We start from the raw sequence: 24,044 nt of genomic DNA on the forward strand, positions 1-24,044 counted from the left end.
TTATTTAGCGCTAAATAGGTTGTAGCGCTTCTCCGCTCCATAGCTTTTAAACTGGTTTGAAAGCTGGCCACGATTAACCAGGTATTCCAGAATCGGAGTTGGTATGTTCAAACCAAATTCGTCATGAGGCCCTTATATATATGGAAATCCACGCCATGTATCCTGAGTTGGTTATGGCGCCTCCTTAATTAAAGGTAACTTTGCCACCAGGCGTAGAGAAACCGTCAAACCCTCTAACTGAAAGTGCGGCCTCAAGAAAAATTTAGCTTGGTAGTAACCAGGGTTGCCCTCGACATCTTCTACAACCACTTCGGCGGCCGCTAATGGACGGCGGGCCTTGGTTTCTTGAGACGAGTTGGCAGGATCTGCGTCAACATAATTCATTACCCACCCGTTCAACCATTGCTGCATTTCTTCACGCTCTTTGAACGAACCAATTTTGTCCCGAACGATGCACTTAAGATAGTGAGCGAAGCGAGAGCAAGCAAACAAATATGGAAGACGCGCCGAAAGATTCGCGTTCGCGGTAGCATCGGCATCATGATACTCAACAGCTTTTTGGAGTGATTGCGCCCCGATAAAGGCTGCATAATCTGTATTCTTTCGATGGATCAATGGAATGAAGCCATTTTTTGCCAGTTCCGCTTCACGACGATCCGAAATCGCAATTTCGGTAGGGCACTTAATGTCGACTCCGCCATCATCGGTAGGAAAGGTATGGCAGGGCAAATTTTCTACAACGCCACCGCTTTCAACGCCACGAATTAATGTGCACCAGCCATAACGCTTGAATGAACGATTAATGTTCACTGCCATTGCATAGGCCGCATTTGCCCAAACATATTTCAGGTGATCAGCGCCATCTGTGGTTTCTTCAAAATCGAATTCGTCCACCGGATTGGTATTAATACCGTATGGCAGACGCGCTAAAAACCGCGGCATAGTCATCCCGATATAGCGCGCATCTTCTGAATTACGCAACGCATTCCAGGATGCATATTCCAGATTCTGAGTAAATATCTTCGTCAGATCGCGCGGGTTAGCCAGCTCTTGCCAGGAATCCATTTGCAGCACAGACGGCGACGCCCCTTTAATAAATGGCGAATGTGATGCAGCGGCGACCTTGGCAACAGAGGCTAAGAGATCGACATCCGCCGGCGTATGATCAAAGTAATAATCGGCAACGAGACAACCATATGGCTCACCGCCAAGTTGCCCATATTCTTCTTCGTAAATCTGCTTGAAGAAAGGACTTTGATCCCATGCCACGCCTTTATAACGTGTCATGGTACGCCGTAATTCGTCCTTCGAAACATCCATGAATCGAATTTTTAGATTCTCATCTGTTTCGGTATTGGTGACCAAATGATGCAAACCTCTCCATGCACTTTCGACCTGTTGAAATTTAACATGATGCAAAATCAGATTGATTTGCTCCGATAGTTTATGGTCAATTTCTGCAATGATTGTCTGAATGTTTTTGTAAGCATCATCGCCTATCGTGATCGCATTTGCGAGCGCTTGCTCGGCGAGTGTTTTGACGGCACTCTCTACCGCCTCACGCGCCTGCTCGGTTTTTGGTTTGAACTCTCGTGACAGTAAGGCACTGAAATCAGATTGCGACACTGCAGCATCCACTGCAGGTCGAGCTAACGTTTCACGTACAGCCATATTTTCCTCTTTGAATTAATTAATCACTACAATTTGGCGGCCGAATAACTTTGTTGCTATTTGGAATCTGGCGTCTTTGGAGATGCTTTCTGGGATTCCGGTTTTGGGGCATTTGCCAATATGTTGAGTAATGCAGGATCCTTCAGCACACTAGTGACAAGACTTTCTGCGCCGGCCTTTCCATCCATGTATGTCTGTAGGTTTGCTAGTTGGGTCCTGGCTTCTAAAAGCTGTGACAACGCCGAAACCTTTCTGGCGATGGCTGCAGGAGAAAAATCTTCCATATTTTCGAATGTCATATCCACCAGGAGTTGGCCATTACCGGTAAGGGTATTAGGTACTGAAAATGCCACACGCGGGTTCATCGCTTTCATACGTTCATCGAAATTATCCGTATCAATACTAAAAAATTTTCGATCGCCAATTGGTGGCAAGGCGTCAATTGGCATCCCAGATAAGTCGGCGACAACGCCCATCACAAAGGGAAGTTCAACTTTTTTTTCCGAACCATAAATTTCGACGTCATATTCAATTTGTACTCGAGGGGCACGATTACGTGCCATAAATTTCTGCGAACTATTAGATTCAGACATAGGACCTTTAAATGACGTTGATAAATAAATAAACGTGTTACTCGTAAAATTTCTGGAATTAGTAATGAAAAAATCTGCTTGATTCGATTAATTCGATTAATTCGATTAATTCGATTAATTCGATTACTTTCTGTTGCGCCATACGAACTAATTAATATAAAAAATAGTTAACATGAATTTAGCGCGCTATCCGGCTAGCGCGAGAAAAATTCCTGCGCCAGGATTGCACTGTAAAAGGCATTGGTATATAGGGAGTCAATCAAGCTATTTCAGAGAAATCGAGTCTGTAAAAAAGCCAAGCTTGATAGTCCTAATCATTCCGGATGATAGACAATTTTCCCCGACTCCATATCGATTCGAAGCCGCTTTATTGGCAGACCTTTGCCTTGCATATCCAACCAATATCGACTGATACCAGGTAAAATTTTTTGCTCAATAAAACTAATCAACGTACGAGCGCCGGTTTCTTCAGTGGGGCAGTGAGCGACAATATAGCTCACCACTTGCGAACTATATTCCAACGTAATCTGATGAGTTCGTTTCATACGAGCGCAAACACGATCTAGTTGCAGACTCACAATATGAGCAATGCTGTCGTCCATTAACGGAAGATAAGGAACGATACAAACACGGCCGATAAATGCAGATGGAAAAATACTTAACAACTCCGGCTGCAAAGCATCCAGCAAATCCTGAACTTCAGGAAGTTGATCCAAGTTTTCGCATACATTGGAAAGCAATTCGCCACCGACGTTGCTGGTAAGTAGCAGCACGGTGTTTCTAAAGTCGATGACACGACCTTCGCCGTCCTCCATCCAACCCTTGTCAAAAACTTGATAAAAAACTTCATGCACGTCTGGATGCGCTTTCTCTATTTCATCGAGTAAGACAACGCTGTATGGCCGTCGACGGACCGCTTCAGTTAACACTCCCCCATCACCGTAACCCACGTATCCTGGAGGTGCCCCTTTTAACGACGAGACCGTGTGCGCCTCCTGATATTCACTCATATTGATCGTAATTAGATTCTGCTCGCCTCCATAGAGCATCTCCGAGATGGCAAACGCGGTCTCAGTTTTCCCAACACCCGATGGTCCCACCAACAAAAACACACCAATTGGTTTTCCTGGGTCGCTCATGCCAGCGCTTGCGGTCTGGAGCCGTTCGCTGATTAACGCCAAGGCTGCAGACTGACCAATCACCCGCTGCGCCAATTGATCAGGCAACTTCAATACGGCATCAATCTTATCTTGCAACATTCGCCCAACTGGAATACCCGTCCAATCAGCAACGATAGAAGCAATTACTGACGCATTAACCTCAGAATGGACCATCGGCGTATCTTGTTGAAGCTCTCTTAGTTCAGCTTCCAATTTACGCAATGCCTCTTGAAGGTCCGCCTCTTCTGGCTGATCCGACGGTTCGTCCGTCTTAACGGCAGCGTCGAATCCATGAATCGGCCATCTCGCTTCTGAAAGTTCCTGCACTCCTGCAAGTGTGGATACGGATATTTTTTCCTTTATCGAACCTATCGACGCTTTTGGTAGGGACTCGACAATATCCGGATTTGACTTAACTTCTTGAGTTAAAGTGCTTCCGGCTAACTTCTGGCGTATCAGGAGCAGACGTTCTGTTAACGCTTTTTCGGCTTCCCAACGGAATTCTTGCGTTTTGGCGTCCTGCTGAAGCTTAACTATTTTTATGTGTAATTTCGCGATTTTTTCTTGATTCGGCCTACCAAGACTTTGTTCTTTTTTTAGCATACCGGCTTCAATCTCAGCCGCAAGCAATTGGAAGCGCAACATCTGCAGGGCTGCTGGTGGAGCATGAAAGGTGATCGCAACGCGCGCGCAAGCAGTGTCTAGCAGTCTAATTGCCTTGTCGGGTAATTGGCTAGCGGGAATGTAACGATGCGAAAGATTAACGGCCGCCAGAATCGCCTCATCCAATATCCAGACGCCGTGATGTTTTTCCAATGTACTCACCAAGCCTCGCAACATCGTTATGGCGCTCGCTATCGCCGGCTCCGGAATTTGTACTACCTGAAAACGACGCGCTAGCGCTGGGTCCTTCTCAATGTGACGCTTATACTCACTCCATGTAGTGGCACCGATAGTGCGTAAAATCCCGCGTGCGAGCGATGGCTTCAATAGGTTGGCAGCATCGCCGGTACCCGCAGTGCCGCCAGCGCCAACAAGTGTATGAATTTCGTCAATAAACAAGATCACCGGAGACGTGGCAACGATCACCTCTTCCAACACGCCTTTCAACCTTAATTCGAATTCACCCTTCATGCTCGCACCAGCTAATAATGCCGCAACATCAAGTGATAATAATCTTGTGTCAGCAAGGGACGGCGGCACTTCCCCTCTCGATATGGCAAGCGCAAAACCTTCAACCACTGCGGTTTTTCCGACCCCGGCATCGCCAGTCAGAAGAGGATTGTTCTGCCTCCGTCTTAATAAGATATCGATGATGGTACGGATTTCATGCTCACGTCCAATCACCGGATCAATTTTTCCTTCACGCGCCTGCTGAGTCAAATCCGTACAGTAAAGCGCCAAACTATTTTGCGTGGGTATTCGCTGGACCATTGCGTTGTTGACTTCACCCGGTAACGCGCAAGGAAATCCGCCGCCATCGAACGAAGTTTCCCCTTCTTCAATTGATCCTTGGGTAATGACAGGAAGCATGTCAATCAGCTCCTGAATTGGAATATTTTTGAATCCAATAAAAATGCCCGTTAACACCCTACGCAGCTCGGGTGTAGATAACAATGCCACCAGGAGATGACTACTACGTATCTTTCTTTCTTCGAACTCTAATGACGCATGAATCCAGGCTCGCTCAATCACCAACTCTATGTGATGTGAAAAATCAATTATTGAACTAGCATCGGTAGGAAGATGACTCAACGCCTTTTCCAATCCGATTTCCAAGCAATCCGCATCGATTTGAAAATGTTTAACAATCCGTCTTAAATCCGAATCTTTAGCTTTAACAATATGGCATAGCCAGTGTGCAATTTCTACGTATGGATTACCACGAAGCTTGCAAAAAGTGGTTGCACTTTCAATGCTTTTGAAAAGCGTTAGATCAAGTTTTCCGAACAATAATTGACGAGATAAAGTCATATATTTTTGTATTGTATAAATGAGATTTGAAGAAAAAAATTTACGTCATCAACTTTAGCGGCGCTATGGTTTGACGTATTCAAGTTCGAGCATAGTACACACATGCTGATACTTTTTGAGCTAAGAAAATTCTAGTTCTTTAATTTGATGAACAGAAAATATTTACGAAATACTTAATTTTTGTGCGCCGTTGAACACTATTTTTTACCTATGAAAATCACTCTTTATAATTAAATTTTTTTATATTTTTTCTTCATATATTTTATGAAATATAAAAAATAATTCTGAATTTTCAGAATCTTCTTACATATAAATAACGATAAATTAGTCATAATTGCGGAAAGCAACTTTGAACGAATATCTTTTTGGAAAAAATTCGACTGAAATGTGATTGATATTTATTTATTCTTGCAATCACATGTTGTGTCGACACATTGAGCTGGCTTGAAGATTGCAACACGCGGGCTATCACATGTTGCAAACACTATTTGAGAGAGGGTTTAGTGAAGCGAGTATCAATCAAATTTTCGGGCATTAAATTGTTTGATGACGGATCACTTTGCTAAGTGGCCGACTATCCGACTAAAAAAATTAGCACTCGTAGCGCATGACGATCTCTGTCTGAAGAAAAATGAGATTGATAGCGTAAAACTTACTATTGAAAGACCGTATTAGATGCTGATAAAAACTGAAAAATCATCCGATAATTTTGATACTAAAAATGATTATGTAGACGCTCTACGCAACGAAGAAGACTTCGCACTTGTATTAAATACGACTGTAATCGACGATCAAAGTTTCAGCGATTTGATTGTCTCGAACGGTTCAAATCTAGAGTTAAAACAAAGGCCGTCGTTTCATTCAACGCTAAGAACTCCAGGCTGGATGATAAACAAGGAAGGTGCTGCTGCAGCTATTCTTTCGCAAACCGGCCTCGGGAATCCAGATGATCTTTTAGCATCTTTAGCAGCGGAATATGGGCGTGCATTGTTAGGGCATGAAACCGATAATACATTTGACCTCGCAATCCACGGAGTGCCAAGTCGTAGTTTAGCTCCGGTGGACCCTTTTTTAGACAGTTCACCAGACTTTTTAGACGGCTCATTGCTGCAAGATCTGCTGGGAGAAGATTTGGCGATTAATACAATTCTCTCAGACCTGGATCAATTCAATACTGAAGCTTTATTTGCCGAGGTTGAACCACAAGAAATACTTCGCCTGCTTGCTCCAGGTGACACAGCAATCCTTCCTGATCGAAAAACGGGGCTATTAACCCAGCGCGAACATCACATGATTAGTCTTGATAGTTATTTACCTATTTTGGGAACGACATTGGACAAAAAAAAGGATTAAGCATGATGCATGCTACGACGAAAAGAACTCCTGGCAATACAAAAAATATCGACAGCAAGGAATTTTTATTTTAAAAAAAATTTTCAAAATACGGATTAAAACGTGGAAAGAAATCGCCCATGAGCCAAGCAGATAAACTGCATGCAAGTACGTATCTTCCAACGTTGATTGATCGCCTGCAAGATGATGCTCCGAACATCCATACGGAGCCTCCCCATAAATACTTATTTGGGACACAGGCCATGCGTAGCGTTATTAAGCGAGATCTCACGCTATTGCTTAACACCACCAATCTTAGTAATGCGATCGATGAGAAAACGCTCTCCGCCGTAGCGAGTTCGGTGATGAATTATGGCATCCCTGCCCTATCAGGCGAATACATCGCAGATCGCAATTGGATTAAAGTAGAAAGAATGATACGTAAAGCGATTGTCGATTTTGAGCCGCGTCTACTACCAGATTCGCTTTCCCTCAGGCCGCTAACCGACAATGCGAATTCCAATCATTACAACATATTGTTCTTTGAATTAAATGCATTGATTCATTGGTCTCCGTATCCTCTTGAGTTTCGTATTCAGAGCGCATTTGATCTCGAGACCGCTAAAGTAAATTTTCTACAAATCTAAAATCTGCATGGCTACTTGTCCGTAAAAAAAATGTCGAATTCGTTTGTGACGCGTTCGACACACATATATCAACCCAGAAGGCGTTACGCCTGAGAGCTTTAATGGACCCCAAATTTCTTGAGTACTATAGTCGTGAATTAACTTACATGCGAGAGATGGCATGTGAATTTTCAGCGCAACATCCAAAGATCGCAAGCCGACTGGGAATGCAAGGCATTGAGGTAGCAGATCCTTATGTGGAGCGATTAATCGAATCGTTTTGCTTTTTATCTGCACGCACGCAGTTAAAGCTGGACGCTGAATTTCCACGCTTTACGCAGCGCCTTCTGGAGGTTGTTTATCCCAACTATGTCGCGCCAACTCCATCTATGTCTGTAGCACGTCTGCGGCCAAGCCTCAAGGAAGGAGACTTTACCAGTGGGTTTAAGGTCCCTCGTCACAGCGCTCTTACAGCCGCTATTCCAGCGGGAGAAAAAACCGCTTGTGAATTTCGCAGTGGACAGGATGTCACGCTCTGGCCAATCGAAATTATAGAAGCCAAACTAGCAGCAGTCCCTCCGGATATTCCGGATGTAGAACGTCATTTGGTTTCCAACGTACGTTTGCGAGGGGCGCTTCGCATAAAATTACGTACCACGGGCGAGGTCAATTTTTCCGAACTAAAAGAATTGGATCGATTACCAATATTCATTAATGGAGACGAACGTATTGCTTCGCATTTATTTGAAATGGTGCATGCTGGAACCATCGCATCGGTAATACGTCAATATGGCGCGGCACATGGCGAGGGCCATATAGTAAATAAAGGTGCCGTCGAATTTGAGGGTTTACGTCCAGATCAAGGATTACTTCCACTACCGTGGAATACTTTTCATGGCCATAATCTTCTCCATGAATATTTTGCCTGTCGTAGTCGATTCTATTTTTTTGCAGCAACCCAACTCGCTCCCGGCCTCGCTCAAATTCACGGTCGTGAAGCTGAAATTGTCATTTTATTGGATCGGCTACCTCTCGCATTAGCGACCCACGTTGAGGCATCACGTTTCCAGTTATTTTGCACACCCATCGTCAATCTATTTCCAAAGCGTTCTGATCGCATAGAAGTCGATCGCGGCTTAACCGATTTTCATTTGATACCCGACCGTAGTAAACCGCTAGACTACGAGGTATTTTCGGCATCGCGGGTGCTGGGACAACAAGGACAGGACGCCAACGAGATTACCTTTAATCCTCTCTATCAAACATTGCACAGCGACGCCGGTAACAACGGTCGCTATTTCTCGATCCGGCGCGAACAACGGCTGACGTCAGTCAATACACGTAAGCAAAAAGCTGGCACATCCTATATCGGCACCGAAGTTTTCGTGTCGTTGGTTGATCAGGCTGAGGCGCCTTACTCGAATGATATAAAGTATTTATCTGTGGACGCACTTGTAACCAATCGGGATTTACCTCTCCTTATATCCAAAAATGGTATTAACGAGCTGAATATGGCCGAATCTATTCCGGTAGATGGCGTTAGTCTGATTTTCCCACCCAGTGCACCGCGCGCACCATTCGCCCAAGGAGAAACTGCATGGCGGTTGATTCGCCAGCTAAGTTTTAACTACATGCCACTTTCAGACCTCGATCATGCCGATGGTGGACAAGCAATGCGTAATATGTTGCGCCTCTTCGTTGCCTCGGGAGAACGCGAACAAAATGTTCAAATTGATAGCTTAATCAGCACCAAGACCGAACCGGTAGTGCGGCGCCTCCCGGGAAATGGATTACTCGTTTACGGTCGCGGAGTAAGTTGCAGCTTGACTGTCGATGAAACCGGATTTTCGGGTATCAGTCCGTACCTTCTCGGATTGATCCTGGAACACTATCTGGCCCGTCATGTCGCTATCAATGTGTTCACTGAAACCGAACTGCACTCTCTTCAAAGGGGGCTGATTACAAGATGGCCGGAGCGTATGGGCGGACGAGGCAACGTATGACGTTCCCAATAAAAGAGTATAGCGAGACGAAAAATTCGTCGTCAAGCGATAGCGTCACACCATTACCGCTGGAAACATTAAAAGCGTGGTTCAATGAAGCAACCCCGTGGAAATCAGGCTTTCTGAGTTTGTTGCGAGCTGTTGCTGCCCGTGACCCTATGGCGCCTTTACCAGGGACCGCCCACCTTCCTGACGAAGAGTTGTATCGCCTTGGCCAGCAGCCAACAATGATCTTTGCGCCCCGTGAAATTGCATCCATTCAGGTTCGTCATGGCCGACTTGGTATCCGCTTATATGGCCTTGGTATATGGGGTGCACAAGGGCCACTACCGCTCCATCTGACCGAGCTCGCCTACACGCGAATTGTTGGCCATCATGACGACACTTTGATGCGCTTCGCCGACCTATTTCATCACCGGGCACTTTCGCAATTCTATCGGGCCTGGGCATCCTCTCAAGCCACTGCATCACTTGATCGTCGGGGCGAGGAAACCTTCTCCCTTTATGTTGGAAGCTTGGGGGGAATTGATCCAAAGGAAGCTGAAGACTCCTGTCTTCCGGTGCATGCAAGGCTGGCGAGCGTCGCCCATTTGGTCCGCGAAGCGCGCAATCCCGATGGAATCTCGGCAACACTCTCCTATTATTTTGGCGTGCCGGTATTGATCCAAGAGTTTATCCCGCATTGGATAGACATTCCCACGTCTGACTACAGCCGATTAGGCCATCCTGGAACGCCCTCAGTCCTTGGCGAAGGCGCTCTGCTCGGTACCACGATTGCTGATAGTCAACACAAATTTCGTTTAGTCCTGGGTCCGCTTGAACTTGATCAATATTTACGATTCACGCCACAAGGCAACGATTTACAGGCACTTATCGAATGGGTACGTGCCTTTATCGGCTATGAGTATGCCTGGGATGTAAAACTATTAATAAAGAAAAATCAAGCACCTTCTGCATGCGCCGATACGGTCCATAAATTAGGCTATTCCACTTGGCTTGGTAAGTCTCAAGATCACCAGCCTATTACGGGGATGGTGTTTGAGCCTGAACAATACAATATTCGAACTCAGAAGACTAAACATGAATCCAGGCAATGACACATCTCTTATTCGTTATGGAGAACTATTAGCGCCAATTTGCGTTGACCAGCCTTGCGGTCCTAATTTGGAATACGATCCTACATTTTTCTTACTCCAAAACGCGACAGCGACAAAATCGGATGCGCAGTTCGGCGACTTCGTCGGCACTCCAGACCCGATCAACTGGTCCGACGTCGAGCGAAATACGCACGCCCTTCTTTTACGCACCAAGGACATACGCCTGATCATCCTATTGATGCGAAGTCGAATCAATCTTGACGGCGCAGAAGGATTAAGGGATGGCCTAGCACTGCTAAAGTCTATGTTGGAATGTTATTCAGAGCAAATTCATCCTTCATTTACTTTTGAGGATCAGCGCGATCCGGTCATGCGAGCCAACGCACTGGCTGCACTGGCTGAGCAAAATGGCGTGTTATCTGATCTACGCAATATTGCGCTGCCTAAAGTCGCCGGTGTGCAACTACAACTACGCGATATTGAAAAATCATCTGCGATGCCGCGTATCAAAAATGCGTTAATGCCGGAGGCAATTAACCGCATTCTAAAAGAGCTATCCGCCAAACGCGACAGACATGTTTTGGCGCTGGCAGATGCTATGCAACTGGGTGAAAAATTGATCGAGAAGATCAACGTCACCCTTGGTGATGCCGCCCCCAATCTTGACCCCTTGCGCGCGTTGCTACAACCGTTTGGATGGGTAATTAATCAGCAACAAACAAACACCCCAAAAGCAATGATGGTTAAAGACGAACAGCCGACTTTGTTGTCGCATGGATCAGTACAGTGTCCACAACCTGATTCCACTTTGATAGGGCCTGATCAACTCGGACAGTTGCCACCAACATGTACGGTGACTAGAAGTGCTAATAATAGTGGGAGCTTTATTGATAATGCTTTACAGCCAACCACTGACCGGTGGTCTGCTCTTGCAAAGTTGCAAGACGTACGTAATTGGTTTGAAGAAAACGAGCCAAGTAGTCCCGTGATTGTTTTATTACGTCAAGGAGAGCGAATGGTAGGGAAAAGATTTTCTGAGCTAGTCGATATTATTCCATCTGATTTGTTGGCAAAGTGGGATGAGACGGATATTTAATCCCTCGCTTAAATTATTTAGTTCGACAAAATAACTTGAAATGAATACTCACCATATGCAAAATTAATTTTTCGTGCGTGACTGATCAACACCAAGAAAATCAATTTTCGGCTTCTGAATAGGAAGTTGACGAATAATAGTATTTTCAATACTGACCTATAAGTTGATAGATCAGATAGACAAGTAAAAATAAATTCCGACATCGTGATATCCGGTCATTTACTTTTTGTCAAATATTGACTAACAGGTTTGAGTAAACATCCGAAATCGGTCCGGTTTTACTTATTCTCATGGACGTGTCCAAATCACACAAAAAAAGGCAAAGTTTAACGCCACCGATCACATGCAAGAAACCATTCTATTTTCAATAACCTACAATGACCCACGCCGTTAGGATAACTTTGTCACGTTCACATCAATTGTTTCAAGTCTTGCTGCTTGACATCTGGCTTCAGGTAAGCGTGTTGGCACAGCAGACCGAGATTTTTTCAAGCGATACTTTGCGATCGCGCTGTGCTGGGTTGATTGAACAACTGCGTAATAAAATGCGCGACGCCGACTACGATCAGGAAATCATAGAAGAGGCCAGTTACGCACTATGCGGACTTTTGGACGACGTAACGGTTCGCTATTTGTCCGACTTCCAAAAATCAGAATGGCAAAGCGCATCTTTAAAGAGTCATTTTTTTAGTAGTAATAACGCTGGTGACAATATCTTTGAGCGCATCAATCAATTACTGCTTCAGACTAACCCCTCGTTGGACCGAATCGCTCTTTACGATTTAGCACTCAGACTAGGTTTTAGGGGGCGTTATGCTAGCGAAGAAGAGCCAGAACGACAGCGGTTCATTTTACTACTTGGTCGTTATTCGCATTCGACTGTGCAGTCCGCTGATACTACTAAAGCCAAGATAAGGAACCATTTCTTAAGCGCTGCAGCTTTCTCCTTATTGTGCAAGACTACGCTCGGTATTGTATTTGGCGTAGCGTTATGGTGTACTTTTTCCTATCAATTAACGCGAAGCGCTGATCGGTTACAGATGTTAAAGCCGGTGGATTCCATTATGTCCAAGGAAGATTAAACGTGTATTACTCCCGCCCTCGTTTCGCATTATTAATATGGTCCACAGTCTTAATTTTCAGCATTATTCAACTCTTCTTTATGCTCGCATCGCAATTCCAATGGCTTGGCATTATTGCGATTTTCATTCTTTCCGTTGTTCTCGGTGCATCGCTATCATTAACAAAAATAACTTCCAGGTCAGGATTGCTGACAGATACTTTAGATTTATCGCCCCCGTCAAAATTGCCTGTGATTGTAGTAATTGGACCGCATGCATCGGCCCTCTTTTCAAGTAACGGCGCGTCTGAAAAAATAAGGGAGGATGCACATGCAGTCTGGCTATATGCTGAAACGCCCGCACAATTAAAAGTGGTGATTGCTTCGTCATATGCCATTCATCAGCGTTTTCCTCAAGCTGTGTTACTACCTCTCCTAACTGACTACAGTATTGATGAAACTGCACTACGTACCGAATTCTCTCATTGGCAGTGCGCCTTACGTGCAATAGAGAGAGAAAAAACAGGCGTTACATTAAAAGCGGAAACGACCATTCCTGAATATACGCTGCCATGCTATGTGGCGGTATACGCAAAGCTGATTGGCCATCATGGTCTGTACGCATCCACCACCGCTACCTGGATTAGCCAGACAACTCATCCCGGCAAACTTCAGCGCGGTAAATACTATTTACGAAAAAATCTTGATCTAATCCGCCAACAACTTGAGAGCATCCCCACTTCCTCTCTTCCTTGCGATACAAGACGAAGCGTTTTAGCCTTGGCTTTAATCCAATGGCTGAATGACACTACGATGATAACGACGCTGTCCTCGCTGACAGATACTACGCCGCTCATGCCAGCAGGTATATTTTTAGCAGATGTCGAGCGAACCCCATCACGTGCAGGTGCATGGTCAAGATGGTTAACTACAAAAACCGGTTTACCAACGGTACCAGCCAAAGCGAGTACAGAACCGTTTCCTTTACCCGACTTTTTACCATTGCTGCTCACGAACCAAAAAGACCTCAAAGGGCACAATATTTCTCCATTATGGACCAACTTCTGCCATGCGTTATGGATAGCCATAGCGGCCTTGTGTATCGCGTTCGCTGCATCCGCATGGAATAACTATCAGTTCATTCAACGTCTGGCGGGTAATCTTAATACTTACCTAAAAATACCAGACATCATGCATGATAAAAAACGTAATTCCTTACATAGTTTGATACAAGATCGCACAAGATTACAGGCGCATGCTCAATTCGGAATTCCGTTCGGAATGCGTTGGGGATTTTATCGCGGAACGTCTTTTCTGCCATTGATTGATGTTGCCATAGCCAGTTATCACCCTATGGACTTAAGTACGATTACCTTCAACTCAGTACTACTTTTTGATACGGGGAAAGCGACCCTCAAAGCTGGAGCTGCGCCGTTATTAAATCAGACGTTATCGCAGTTAAAGGCAAATCCAAAAAAAATTGTCCTAATCGCCGGTCATACCGACAACGTCGGCAGTCCCAACCAAAACCTCTTGCTGTCTGAGGCCCGTGCCCGTGCGATACGCAATTGGCTGATTGAAATGTCTGCATTTCCGATCACACAATTTGCGATTCAGGGATACGGCGATACCCGTCCGCTAAACAACAATATTGATGAATTGGAGCGATCACGCAATCGCCGCGTCGATATTACTTTGATCCCACAACCAATACAAACTGAAAATAAAATACCTTGATGCAGTTTTTTATATCCAGTTACCAATCAAAGAAAAAGAAAAAATCAAATTAAAAAGAACACTCAAAGATTTAAAAAAGATACTTTCAATCACTAAATTATGAATAGTCTTAAGACTTTCAATGTCTTCTAAGTTTATTCTCGAAAAAAATAGATGACACGACATCGTTTCAAGAATTCTCTCGTATCGAGACAATGATGCGCGCTATACAGTTCAGTCCATATATAAATATTTATAAATGGAGCAAAAATGTATCATACGAACTTTTCTTTAGGAAACAGAATTCGGGTTGTCATCGCAGATGATCACCCCGTCACTCTTTCAGGTCTTAATGCATTGGTACGGCAATGCAAAAATATGGTTGTAATAGGTTTTGCCGTTGGCCCTAGTTCTCTCTTTGATCTGCTAGCCAAAGCGGACTGTAATGTTGCAGTGATCGACCTTTCAATGCCAGTGGGAAATGAAGTCGATGGGCTGGAAATGATACGGCAGATACGGCAGCGATTCTCGAACGTGGCTGTTGTAGTGCTGACGGCAACCAAAAAAACCTCGCTCTATCATGCTTTACTGACATTGGGAGTCAGCGCGATTCTGCATAAAGGAGGTGAAATTGCAGAGATCGCGGAAGCGATCAATCACGCATGCGACGGGCAAATATTTTTAGGCAAAAGTAGCGCAGAATTAATGAAGATGCGACAGTTGATCACCGTTGAAGATCGAGATCCCAGAAACAGTTTAAGTCCACGCGAGATTGAGATATTACGTTTTTTCTCAAGAGGCGTCTCTGCTGTTGAAATATCCCAACAGCTCCATCGCAGTATTAAAACGATTAGTCATCATAAGCGATCGGCTATGGAAAAATTACAACTGGATACCGATCTTCAACTTATGCGCTATTTTGCAGAGAATGGGTTTGATGATCATCAAGATTAATCGGACGTGAAATATCGATCTGGTAAGTCAGCAGCGTGGCATCGGCAACGCTGACTTAAATGTAGATAGAATTTGGGGAACTCTGACGACAAGGCATCTTATTATGATCGTAATAGATACCTTGTTACGTCATTTGCAGGATCGAACAAAATTTCTACGCTGCGCGCCCTTTTCTTCGCCAGAAATGCGTTATAAAAAGTCCAGAAACGTACAAAATTCGCTCCTGGCCTAATAATATCCAGATTTCCCAAGCGCTTTTGACGCACATCAACGTTTAAAATTGATGAGGCTAAATCATTCACGACTGCTAGAAACTGAATACCGTCTCATGACAAATTTGATGGGGACAGAGAAAGACCTTTGGATATACTTGAACGGGAACACGATGCGGTCATGCTAATGCTAGATAAATATTAAGTTCAAACCCGTTAAACAATAAACGCTATTGGACATGAAGCCGATCTGAAGCTCACGGTTGCTAATCTACATAAAATCAACTCGCATCTTGGTACGCTGAACCAGACGATCGTTAAATAGAAATAGGTTGGCTCTCCATTTACGAAAGCATCCGCTGCATAAACATCGCTGTACCCATTTCAGGGCTCAAGGCATAGTTTGCAAAGCCGCAGGATTTATAAAGATCGCTTGCACGCGTATTTCCATCTAAAACTTCCAATGTTACTTTACAGCAGCCCAGTTCTTTTGCAAGATTCGCGACGTGCTCGACCAACTTCCGGCCAATACCTCGCCCCTGAAACGCATGCGCCACCGCGAGATCATGAATATTTAATAGAGGCTGGCAAGAAAACGTTGAAAAACCTTCTATACAAATCGCCAGACCGGCCGGCCGACTTCCCACAAAAGCGAGCAATATTTGAATAGTGCTCCTTTTTTTGAATTCGCCGATCAAGTTCTCTTTTACGTAATCGGTAAGAGGATGATTTCCACCCATCTGACCCGATGCATATGCATTTAGCAAGTCAATGATGGCATGCGTGTGCTGGAGGCTATTTAAATCGGCTTTTACTATTTTAATTATTTCTGTCATGAGATGGTCTTGTTTGAAGTTGTCTGCGTGTAATTTACCACCATCACTCATTGAGTTGCTGTGATTCTGTAGAATCATGGGATCATCTGATTCTAGACTGCACATTTAAGACAACCATGACTATTTCCAAGCATATCCCAGCCCTCAGCGCCGATCTCAAATCGTTTATCGAAGGTTTACCAAAAGCCGAACTACATTTACATATCGAGGGCACGTTGGAGCCCGAATTGCTATTTGCGTTAGCGCAACGCAATCAAGTTACATTAGCGTACGCAACTATTGAAGAATTACAGGCCGCTTATGCTTTTAGCGATCTGCAGTCATTTCTGGACTTGTATTATGCCGGTGCGGCTGTGCTCCAAACGGAGCAAGATTTTTATGAAATGACAGCGGCTTACATTGATCGCTGCCGCGCTGATAACGTGCGCCATGCTGAAATTTTCTTCGATCCACAGACCCATACCGAGCGCGGCATTGGAATTGACGTTGTTTTCTCCGGCATTGCGCGCGCTTTACGTGAGGCGCGTGACGCGCATGGTTTTAGTAGTGCGATGATCATGTCGTTTTTGCGCCATCTATCGGAAGAAGATGCATTTTCTACGCTAGAAGCTGCGCTTCCGTTGCGTGAACAATATCTTGATTTGTGGATCGGCATTGGCCTTGACTCTGCCGAGCGCGGCAATCCGCCAGAAAAATTTGAGAAGGTATTTGCGCGCTGCGGGCAACTTGGGTTCCGCCTGGTCGCTCATGCTGGTGAAGAAGGTCCACCAGAATATGTCCGTGACGCACTGGATGTTCTTCACGTTGAGCGTATCGACCATGGCGTGCGCAGCGAAGAAGATCCAGCATTGATGGAACGACTCGCGAAACAACGCACGCCGCTAACAGTCTGTCCGTTGTCAAACCTGAAGCTGTGCGTGGTAAATGACATGGCTGAACACAATCTCGCTCGCTTGCTACACGCCGGTCTGGCCGTAACTATCAACTCAGATGATCCTGCATATTTTGGCGGCTACATGAACGCTAATTATCTGGCAGTTGCCGAGTCGCTTCAGCTTGGCCGAACGGATTTGGTCGAACTTACCCGAAATAGCTTCGAGGCCAGCTTTTTGCCAGCGGTAGAGAAACAACGTTTACTGCAGGAATTGGATGCGTACTGTATGTCGCATTAACACGCCCGCAACAGTCATACTGCTCCACAGGATCACTTTGTTGAAAATAAGCGCCTGTACGAGCAGTGAAAACCTTCCTCTGACTACCTCTTCGCGCTACCAATACTCTCCCAAACTCATCACAGCGAAGTATTTCATTTTTTGCTTCTTGAGTTTGGTTTAGCACAAAGTTGGAGCATCCACAAAACCATCCACTACCAAACGACATATTTGAGCGACAACGGGAGATCCGCAGTCGAAAGACAAAAAAAAGCCCGCATGACCTTTCGGTTGCGGGCTGAATCCAAACCTTAGGAGGTGTTGGAGGAGACAGGTGTAACTATATCGACTCCTTGACCTGTTGTATGCTGAATTATTCACATACCAGTTATTCATAAGATATATAACTTTCATATAGAGACAAAATTCACACGATCAAAATATTTTTTATCAGAGAAATTGTGCCATCAGATTAAAACGTTTCGCGCGTGACGCAGTCTAATTGATGGTATGAATGATTTCTGGCTCACATATGAATTTATCACCGGGAGAGCGCTATGAATGATAAGGAAAAACGCGATGCATTCGCACGAGAGCTAACACGCCGTTTTGATGAATTTACCAGCTGGGCAATTGAAAACTGGCCGGTCGAATCATTTCCACTGATGCAATCCGACTTCACAGCGACAGGAAAAGATATCAGCGACATTTTGGGACATAAACTTGCTCAAGGCGAAGAAACCGGAGGAGACAACCATGCAGGTAATGTGTCCCAATCTGAGCATGAACCGCAATATGTCAATGTCACGCCAATGCCTTGGCCTTAATAATTGGATGGCAACGCGTGACAGTAAGCTAAGTGCGCACCAATTGAGCACCAATTTTGTGCAAACGCCTCCTCTAAATAAGGAAGTTATTAGAAGTTCGCATTATTTTCACGTAGGTTCTTGCTAGTAACTCTTTTTTCAAGCAATATCGAAAAAGCACCATATATTTTGACTAGCAGCTGAAGCAAACGACAGCGCAGTCAATAGTTTTGCAAGAAATACGCTTAAAAGTCTTCTGATATCGGCACTTAACAATCCCACCTGTGGAGATTACGATGGATACTGTACTGGCCTCACCGCGTTTAACCCGCGCAGGGATTTTGTTTTCAGTAATCGTCGATTATCGGCATTATCAGTGCCTCGTGCCTGCCGCGACCCTTGCGGTATTATCGCATTCTAAAGATCCAAAACTTGACCTATTGACTACTTATCGGGCTTTTCAGACCAAAATTGAGGGCGTTGCACGGCGCGTCATCAATGCTGGTGTCGCAGGTGTTCCGGTGGTTGTGAGCAGCGGATACTTCCACTAGCGCTTGAGCGCATCTCGCAATTTTTAAAAAAAGAAAACGCTCAATATCCAGTTGGGAACAGTAGAAGTTTATGCTTTTTTTTGGTCACTACCGTCCGCCAAACATCATTTTTTACAAGCACATGGCCTCGATGCTTGAAGTAACTAGTTTGTCCTGATCAATCAAAACTGAGGATCGTTACTTGCTCTCGCCCAGTGCTCGCGTTGTAGGTATTGCAGGTGTAACAGGAGCCACGGGTACGATGGGTAAGGCTGGAGTAACGGGCATCGCTGGCGTGATTGCTAGAGATGGACTAAATGTGGAGGGCGTCCTGGACTGTGTTGGTATGGTCGTCTCTGGCAGAGGTGTGAGCTTTTTCTGACAGCCTGCTAACAATCCAGCGGATAAAGCAACGACAATCATTGTTCGACGAATCTGCATACAAAGTCCTTTGTAAAAGACAGCAACAGTGATTTTCTTTCATACTTCTTCTCCGTCCAATTTAGACATCATTTGGATGAATCGTTCCCTCGATATCCAAGACAGACATGTGCGGTCATCGAAGCTTCTTCCAACGTTTATACCTCTTGCGCTCTCTCCAAAGGATGATCTTTACATCAAATGCAACATCGTGCGATTGCTAGTTAACAGCAGCGGGGCACATTACAGTTCTTGCGCGTATAGCTAAACATGATGGCTTAAAAACCATGAGACTTCCAAAAAAATATCGACAAAGAAATTGCACTGGATGTGCAAGTTCCACCGCCATGTATATACTGACAAAGAATTTTTTTAGTACCAACCAACATAAGAACAGCGAGAAATATTATGCAAAATAGTGACGACATTGGTAAGCTCATCCTTCGTGCAACTCTGGCGATATTGATTCTTTTCCACGGAATTTCAAAAATTTTTAATGGTCCTGGTTTTGTCGTCGGCTTAGTCAGCAATGCAGGGTTGCCGCCAGCAGTCGCCTATCTGGTATATGTCGGCGAGGTATTGGCGCCAATAATGATATTGCTAGGCATCTGGACGCGTGTCGGCGCTTTAATCATCGTCATCAATATGTTGTTTGCGTTTTCGCTGGTACACAGCAAACAGCTAATGACCTTGTCCAGCACCGGTGGCTGGGGATTGGAGTTACAGGGATTTTATTTGTTTATAGCGCTCGCGATTTTACTGTTGGGCGCTGGCAGAATGAGCATTGGCGGGCGAGCAGGACGTTGGAACTAAGCGCCTTCGGCTACCGCTTTTATGTTGCATCCAAACCCGCTTAGTTGCGGGTTTTTTTATAGCCTCTAATCTTACGTTTTCCTCTTCTCAAAAAATTATATCGTAATTTGATATAATTCCATTCTTCCATTTCCAACATCGATGCCAAAATGACAGATGAAACTTCTTCTCCGCTCACGAAGCAAGACTTCGAAGCGCTTTCAACATTCCGCTATCAATTACGCAAGTTTTTAAGATTCAGTGAAGAAGCTGCGCAGAGCAACGGTGTCACCCCGCAGCAATATTTGCTGCTATTGCACGTTAAAGGGTCGCCCGGTCGGGACTGGTCGACGGTGGGTGAACTGGCGGAGCGTCTGCAATCACAACACCACAGCGTTGTCGCGCTAGTTTCCCGCTGCGAAAAACTACTGCTTGTACAACGCCGCACCAGCGAAGTCGATCGGCGGCAAGTCAATGTCCATCTTTTACCGGCTGGTGAACGCTGCCTGGCAACCCTCGCCAGCCTCCATCACGAAGAATTAAACACACTGACAGACACCTTCCGTATTCCAAATATCAATGTTAAACATTCATCATGAGCGTTCCTAAACAGGCATCGAATCACGCCCACCTTCATCATTTGCGACGCGATTTTTCAGCCGATCCAAGACTTTTAAAAATCTCATTGATCGCGGTGGTGATCGGCTGCTGCGGGACATTGGCGGCATTTGTATTACTGGCGCTGATTCACCTCTTCACGAATTTATTTTTCTTTCAGACGTGGTCGTTCTCGGTGCGTTCACCGGCTCAGCATCATTTAGGCGTTTGGGTCATCGCCCTGCCAATAATTGGTGGACTGATCGTGGGTCTGATTGCACGTTTTGGTAGCGAAAAAATCCGAGGTCATGGCATCCCGGAAGCGATTGAAGCGATCTTGTTTGGCAAAAGTAAAATGTCGGCCAAGGTCGCCATTTTGAAACCATTATCCTCGGGGATCGTGATCGGCAGCGGCGGACCGTTTGGTGCAGAGGGACCAATCATTATGACAGGTGGTGCTATCGGCTCACTGATTGCACAGCATTTTCACGTGACGTCGGCAGAGCGTAAAACGTTACTGGTTGCCGGTGCCACCGCCGGGATGACGGCTATTTTTGGTACGCCAATTGCTGCGGTATTGCTGGCCGTTGAGTTATTACTGTTCGAATTGCGACCACGTAGCCTGTTGCCTGTGATCGTTGCTTGCACCGTGGCCGGATTTACCCGCCCACTACTGTTGGACGCAGGTCCGCTATTCCCGCTACAAACCGGCGCAGTCGGTCTAGCGACTATGTTCTCTTGCGTGATTGCAGGGATTTGTGGAGGCGCGCTATCGGCCTTTATGTCGACCGCACTGTATAAGATCGAAGATCTGTTTGGCAAGTTGCCGATCCATTGGATGTGGTGGCCGGCAATCGGTGGATTGGCAGTGGGGATTGGCGGATATTTCGAGCCACGTGCGTTGGGCGTCGGTTACGACGTAATTGGTGACCTGCTAAATAATCATTTGGCGTTGCAAGTCGTCGTGAGCCTATTGCTGGTAAAAGCCATTATCTGGATGCTGGCTCTGGGCTCTGGCACGTCCGGCGGCGTGCTCGCGCCGCTGTTGATTATTGGCGCGGGGCTTGGGACCGTCCTTGGCCCACTATTACCCGGTGGTGATATGCATTTGTGGCCGTTGGTTTGCATGGCTGCGGTTTTGGCAGGTGTTTTGGGCGCGCCACTTACGGCTGCGGTATTTGCATTTGGATTGACGCATGACGCTAATGCCCTGCTGCCGCTGCTATTAACCTCGGGCGTAGCGTACGGCTTTACGGTATTAACCATGCGGCGCTCCATCATGACCGAAAAAATCGCCCGTCGCGGCTTTCATATTTATCGTGAATACGGAGTCGATCCACTGGAACGGCAGCATGTCGAAGAAATAAAAAGCGGCGTCGTCGTATCAATACCGTCTGATCTCAACGTAGGGGAAACCTTGACACGATATTTTGGGATAGATCAACAATATCGCTGCTATCCCGTCGTCGATGCAGACCAGCAATTAGTGGGCATGATTGATCGCGCCAGCATTCATCCGCAAGCTGACCCTGCCTCATCCATTGCGATGATATTAAGCCAGTCCGGCCAACATCAATCCCTGATTGTTGCGTTGCCGGGTGAGACCTGCCGTATCGCTGCCGCAAGAATGGCGACACACCACCTGGAAAGATTGCCAGTCGTATCGGATATCCATTCGAAGCGCCTGATCGGCATAATCAGTCGTAGCGATCTGATTAAGACTTATCAATCTTATTTCGACGACGAACAAAAGCGTGAGCGCCTGTTCAGTTCACCGGCGGCGACCAAAATTTAGCATGGCAGCGTAAGTGGCGATTGCGACTGATACCCTGTGACGGTCGTTATCACCGCTGCAAATAAATATACGCAAACAAAATAAACAAATAAGTGCTTGCGCTCCCAGATTTGTCGGACAATAATACAAATGAGAATCATTACTATTTAAACGGTACCAGAAAATCTGACAAGGAGTCCATCTTGACCAAGCCAGTGACATCCAAAGCCTCTTCCGCGCCCACAGATACGATATTGATAGATATTAATGCACACAACATAGCGCCAGAATTGTTGGTGTCTGCCGTGTTGCAACGTATATCGCAGTACAACACACGCAGCCTGGGAACTGGCGATTGTGCGCAATCAGCTGCAACCATTGAATATCATTTGCGCACGCTAGCCGACTTGCCGACTCTAGCGCCAGTACTGCGTGCTACTTGCCAACAGTTATCAGAGCAATGGGCATTGGTGGGAGAGCGAGCCATGCCCACGCATCCGCGCTCCGCGTCCACTTTTCTTACCCGCCTGATTTCTGGTAGTCGTACGAACTAGATGTTTTGGTAGCACCCAATTTAACGGCCAACTGGGCCAATCGCATTCCCCGGGAAGGGAGTAATCCCGCCTGAACTTCGCTGCTATGCCATACGTCTTAACCGGCCGTACCCCACCCTGAGCCGGTTGGTACAGAAATGATTGGTATAAAGCGAATTGTTTAGACGGTGTTTGTCGTGTGTATGTGTTTTATCGGCAGTAGCCACGCTGTCATTCTGTGTAAGGTCTCCTCCTGATACAGTCAAATAGCCAAGCCGATTTTTTTACGAAATAAAGATATTCTTCAATGCTTAAAAACGTTAACAATGCTTTGTCAGTTGACACGAATCTCACATCAACAAATCTCCGTTATTCAAATACGTATTCTTTAATGTGTTGGAAGATAAAATCTTCGTCTCGAAATGACCGCATCGCGCCGCTAATTCGCAGTCTTACAACACAATTGCCATTTGTCCTACATTCAATGCCAGGCGACAAAAGTACACTTCGTTCTATTGAGCATCCATGGTGTCGTTGCCGGGGTTTTCCTTAGATATTACCTATTTACATCCATGAAAGGACGGAACATGAATATCGGTCTCCACCTTACGCCTATCGTCTCTCTGATTGCTGGCGTATTAATTCTGGCTATTCCGCGGCTGCTAAATTACATCATCGCGCTATACCTTATCGTCATTGGCTTAATTGGTCTGCTCGGCAAATAATGTTATTTCAACCAGCATCCTGACGCAGTCAAACGGCTCGTCAGATACAAACACCAGAAAATAGTTTAACTACCTCGTCAGAATCGCTTGACACGTCAAGCGTATATCCCATACATTAAGCCCATGTCTTCTGCAAAACTCTCTTCCCGCTCACTGTTGCTTACCTCTGGCTCCCTGCCAGGGCTACTGCTACTACTGCCGCTAATAGCGCTATCGCTACTACGCGCACTTTGATCTCGACTACGTATTAATTCAGGTACAAACGAGATTGCAACTGGTAAATGTTTGACTCTTGCCAGCAGCAAAAAAACCAAATGCAGTAAAACAGAGAATCCTGGTAAAGGGTCTCGAACAGAAAAGCAAATTTAAAATGTATTTCAAGCCAA

20 protein-coding genes are annotated in these 24,044 nt (G+C 45.5%); 16 read left to right on the forward strand and 4 right to left on the reverse strand.

What is annotated here, in order from left to right:
• Nucleotides 1-171: 171 nt before the first annotated feature.
• The 3 genes from tssC to tssH form a co-directional block, all read right to left on the reverse strand.
• Entirely contained in the window at nucleotides 172-1,671 is a 1,500-nt protein-coding gene (tssC, locus tag RGU75_RS01120; RefSeq protein WP_322232427.1) for a type VI secretion system contractile sheath large subunit, read from the reverse strand.
• Between the two features lie 56 nt (nucleotides 1,672-1,727).
• Nucleotides 1,728-2,264: a type VI secretion system contractile sheath small subunit gene (gene tssB, locus RGU75_RS01125; RefSeq protein ID WP_322232428.1), complete on the reverse strand. Its 537-nt coding sequence runs from the start codon at nucleotides 2,262-2,264 to the stop codon at nucleotides 1,728-1,730.
• A gap of 314 nt (nucleotides 2,265-2,578) precedes the next feature.
• Nucleotides 2,579-5,398 carry a type VI secretion system ATPase TssH gene (gene tssH, locus RGU75_RS01130; protein WP_322232429.1) on the reverse strand — a complete coding sequence of 940 codons (2,820 nt, stop codon included), beginning with the start codon at nucleotides 5,396-5,398 and terminating at the stop codon, nucleotides 2,579-2,581.
• A gap of 675 nt (nucleotides 5,399-6,073) precedes the next feature.
• On the opposite strand from tssH, the gene RGU75_RS01135 reads away from it, so the two are divergent.
• The 8 genes from RGU75_RS01135 to RGU75_RS01170 all read left to right on the forward strand — a co-directional run bounded on the left by RGU75_RS01135 (nucleotide 6,074) and on the right by RGU75_RS01170 (nucleotide 15,282).
• A complete protein-coding gene (locus RGU75_RS01135; RefSeq protein WP_322232430.1) occupies nucleotides 6,074-6,751 on the forward strand; it encodes a TagK domain-containing protein in 678 nt (225 codons plus the stop codon).
• Between the two features lie 119 nt (nucleotides 6,752-6,870).
• Nucleotides 6,871-7,377, forward strand: a complete 507-nt coding sequence (gene tssE / locus RGU75_RS01140) for a type VI secretion system baseplate subunit TssE (protein WP_322232431.1) — start codon at nucleotides 6,871-6,873, stop codon at nucleotides 7,375-7,377.
• A gap of 101 nt (nucleotides 7,378-7,478) precedes the next feature.
• Nucleotides 7,479-9,359 carry a type VI secretion system baseplate subunit TssF gene (gene tssF / locus RGU75_RS01145; RefSeq protein WP_322232432.1) on the forward strand — a complete coding sequence of 627 codons (1,881 nt, stop codon included), beginning with the start codon at nucleotides 7,479-7,481 and terminating at the stop codon, nucleotides 9,357-9,359.
• Nucleotides 9,356-10,456, forward strand: a complete 1,101-nt coding sequence (gene tssG, locus RGU75_RS01150) for a type VI secretion system baseplate subunit TssG (protein ID WP_322232433.1) — start codon at nucleotides 9,356-9,358, stop codon at nucleotides 10,454-10,456. The genes tssF and tssG overlap by 4 nt, the downstream gene beginning before the upstream one ends.
• Nucleotides 10,440-11,552, forward strand: coding sequence for an ImpA family type VI secretion system protein (locus RGU75_RS01155; protein ID WP_322232434.1), 1,113 nt, complete (start codon nucleotides 10,440-10,442; stop codon nucleotides 11,550-11,552). Before tssG ends, RGU75_RS01155 begins: the two co-directional genes overlap by 17 nt.
• 401 nt (nucleotides 11,553-11,953) lie before the next feature.
• A complete protein-coding gene (locus RGU75_RS01160) occupies nucleotides 11,954-12,634 on the forward strand; it encodes a DotU/TssL family secretion system protein (protein ID WP_322232435.1) in 681 nt (226 codons plus the stop codon).
• A gap of 2 nt (nucleotides 12,635-12,636) precedes the next feature.
• Entirely contained in the window at nucleotides 12,637-14,349 is a 1,713-nt protein-coding gene (locus RGU75_RS01165) for an OmpA family protein (protein WP_322232436.1), read from the forward strand.
• Between the two features lie 249 nt (nucleotides 14,350-14,598).
• The gene (locus tag RGU75_RS01170; RefSeq protein WP_322232437.1) at nucleotides 14,599-15,282 is read left to right on the forward strand and encodes a response regulator transcription factor; all 684 of its coding nucleotides are present in this window, start codon (nucleotides 14,599-14,601) and stop codon (nucleotides 15,280-15,282) included.
• Between the two features lie 556 nt (nucleotides 15,283-15,838).
• Here the strand turns inward: RGU75_RS01170 and RGU75_RS01175 are convergent.
• Entirely contained in the window at nucleotides 15,839-16,321 is a 483-nt protein-coding gene (locus RGU75_RS01175; protein WP_322240143.1) for a GNAT family N-acetyltransferase, read from the reverse strand.
• 125 nt (nucleotides 16,322-16,446) lie between these two features.
• On the opposite strand from RGU75_RS01175, the gene RGU75_RS01180 reads away from it, so the two are divergent.
• From RGU75_RS01180 to RGU75_RS01215, 8 genes are all read left to right on the forward strand, one after another.
• Nucleotides 16,447-17,502: an adenosine deaminase gene (locus RGU75_RS01180; protein ID WP_322232438.1), complete on the forward strand. Its 1,056-nt coding sequence runs from the start codon at nucleotides 16,447-16,449 to the stop codon at nucleotides 17,500-17,502.
• Nucleotides 17,503-18,038: 536 nt separating this feature from the next.
• Nucleotides 18,039-18,308, forward strand: a complete 270-nt coding sequence (locus RGU75_RS01185) for a hypothetical protein (protein ID WP_322232439.1) — start codon at nucleotides 18,039-18,041, stop codon at nucleotides 18,306-18,308.
• 275 nt (nucleotides 18,309-18,583) lie between these two features.
• Nucleotides 18,584-18,838, forward strand: coding sequence for a DUF1488 family protein (locus RGU75_RS01190; RefSeq protein WP_322232440.1), 255 nt, complete (start codon nucleotides 18,584-18,586; stop codon nucleotides 18,836-18,838).
• Nucleotides 18,839-19,645: 807 nt separating this feature from the next.
• Nucleotides 19,646-20,050, forward strand: a complete 405-nt coding sequence (locus tag RGU75_RS01195) for a DoxX family protein (RefSeq protein WP_322232441.1) — start codon at nucleotides 19,646-19,648, stop codon at nucleotides 20,048-20,050.
• A gap of 149 nt (nucleotides 20,051-20,199) precedes the next feature.
• Entirely contained in the window at nucleotides 20,200-20,628 is a 429-nt protein-coding gene (locus tag RGU75_RS01200; protein WP_322232442.1) for a MarR family winged helix-turn-helix transcriptional regulator, read from the forward strand.
• Nucleotides 20,625-22,421, forward strand: coding sequence for a chloride channel protein (locus RGU75_RS01205; protein ID WP_322232443.1), 1,797 nt, complete (start codon nucleotides 20,625-20,627; stop codon nucleotides 22,419-22,421). The genes RGU75_RS01200 and RGU75_RS01205 overlap by 4 nt, the downstream gene beginning before the upstream one ends.
• Before the next feature lie 230 nt (nucleotides 22,422-22,651).
• The gene (locus tag RGU75_RS01210; protein WP_322240145.1) at nucleotides 22,652-22,954 is read left to right on the forward strand and encodes a hypothetical protein; all 303 of its coding nucleotides are present in this window, start codon (nucleotides 22,652-22,654) and stop codon (nucleotides 22,952-22,954) included.
• Between the two features lie 566 nt (nucleotides 22,955-23,520).
• Nucleotides 23,521-23,658, forward strand: a complete 138-nt coding sequence (locus tag RGU75_RS01215) for a DUF3096 domain-containing protein (protein ID WP_322232444.1) — start codon at nucleotides 23,521-23,523, stop codon at nucleotides 23,656-23,658.
• Nucleotides 23,659-24,044 lie beyond the last annotated feature (386 nt).

Origin of the sequence: Glaciimonas sp. CA11.2, from assembly GCF_034314045.1 — a bacterium.
In the GTDB taxonomy this organism is placed as follows: Bacteria; Pseudomonadota; Gammaproteobacteria; order Burkholderiales; family Burkholderiaceae_D; genus Glaciimonas.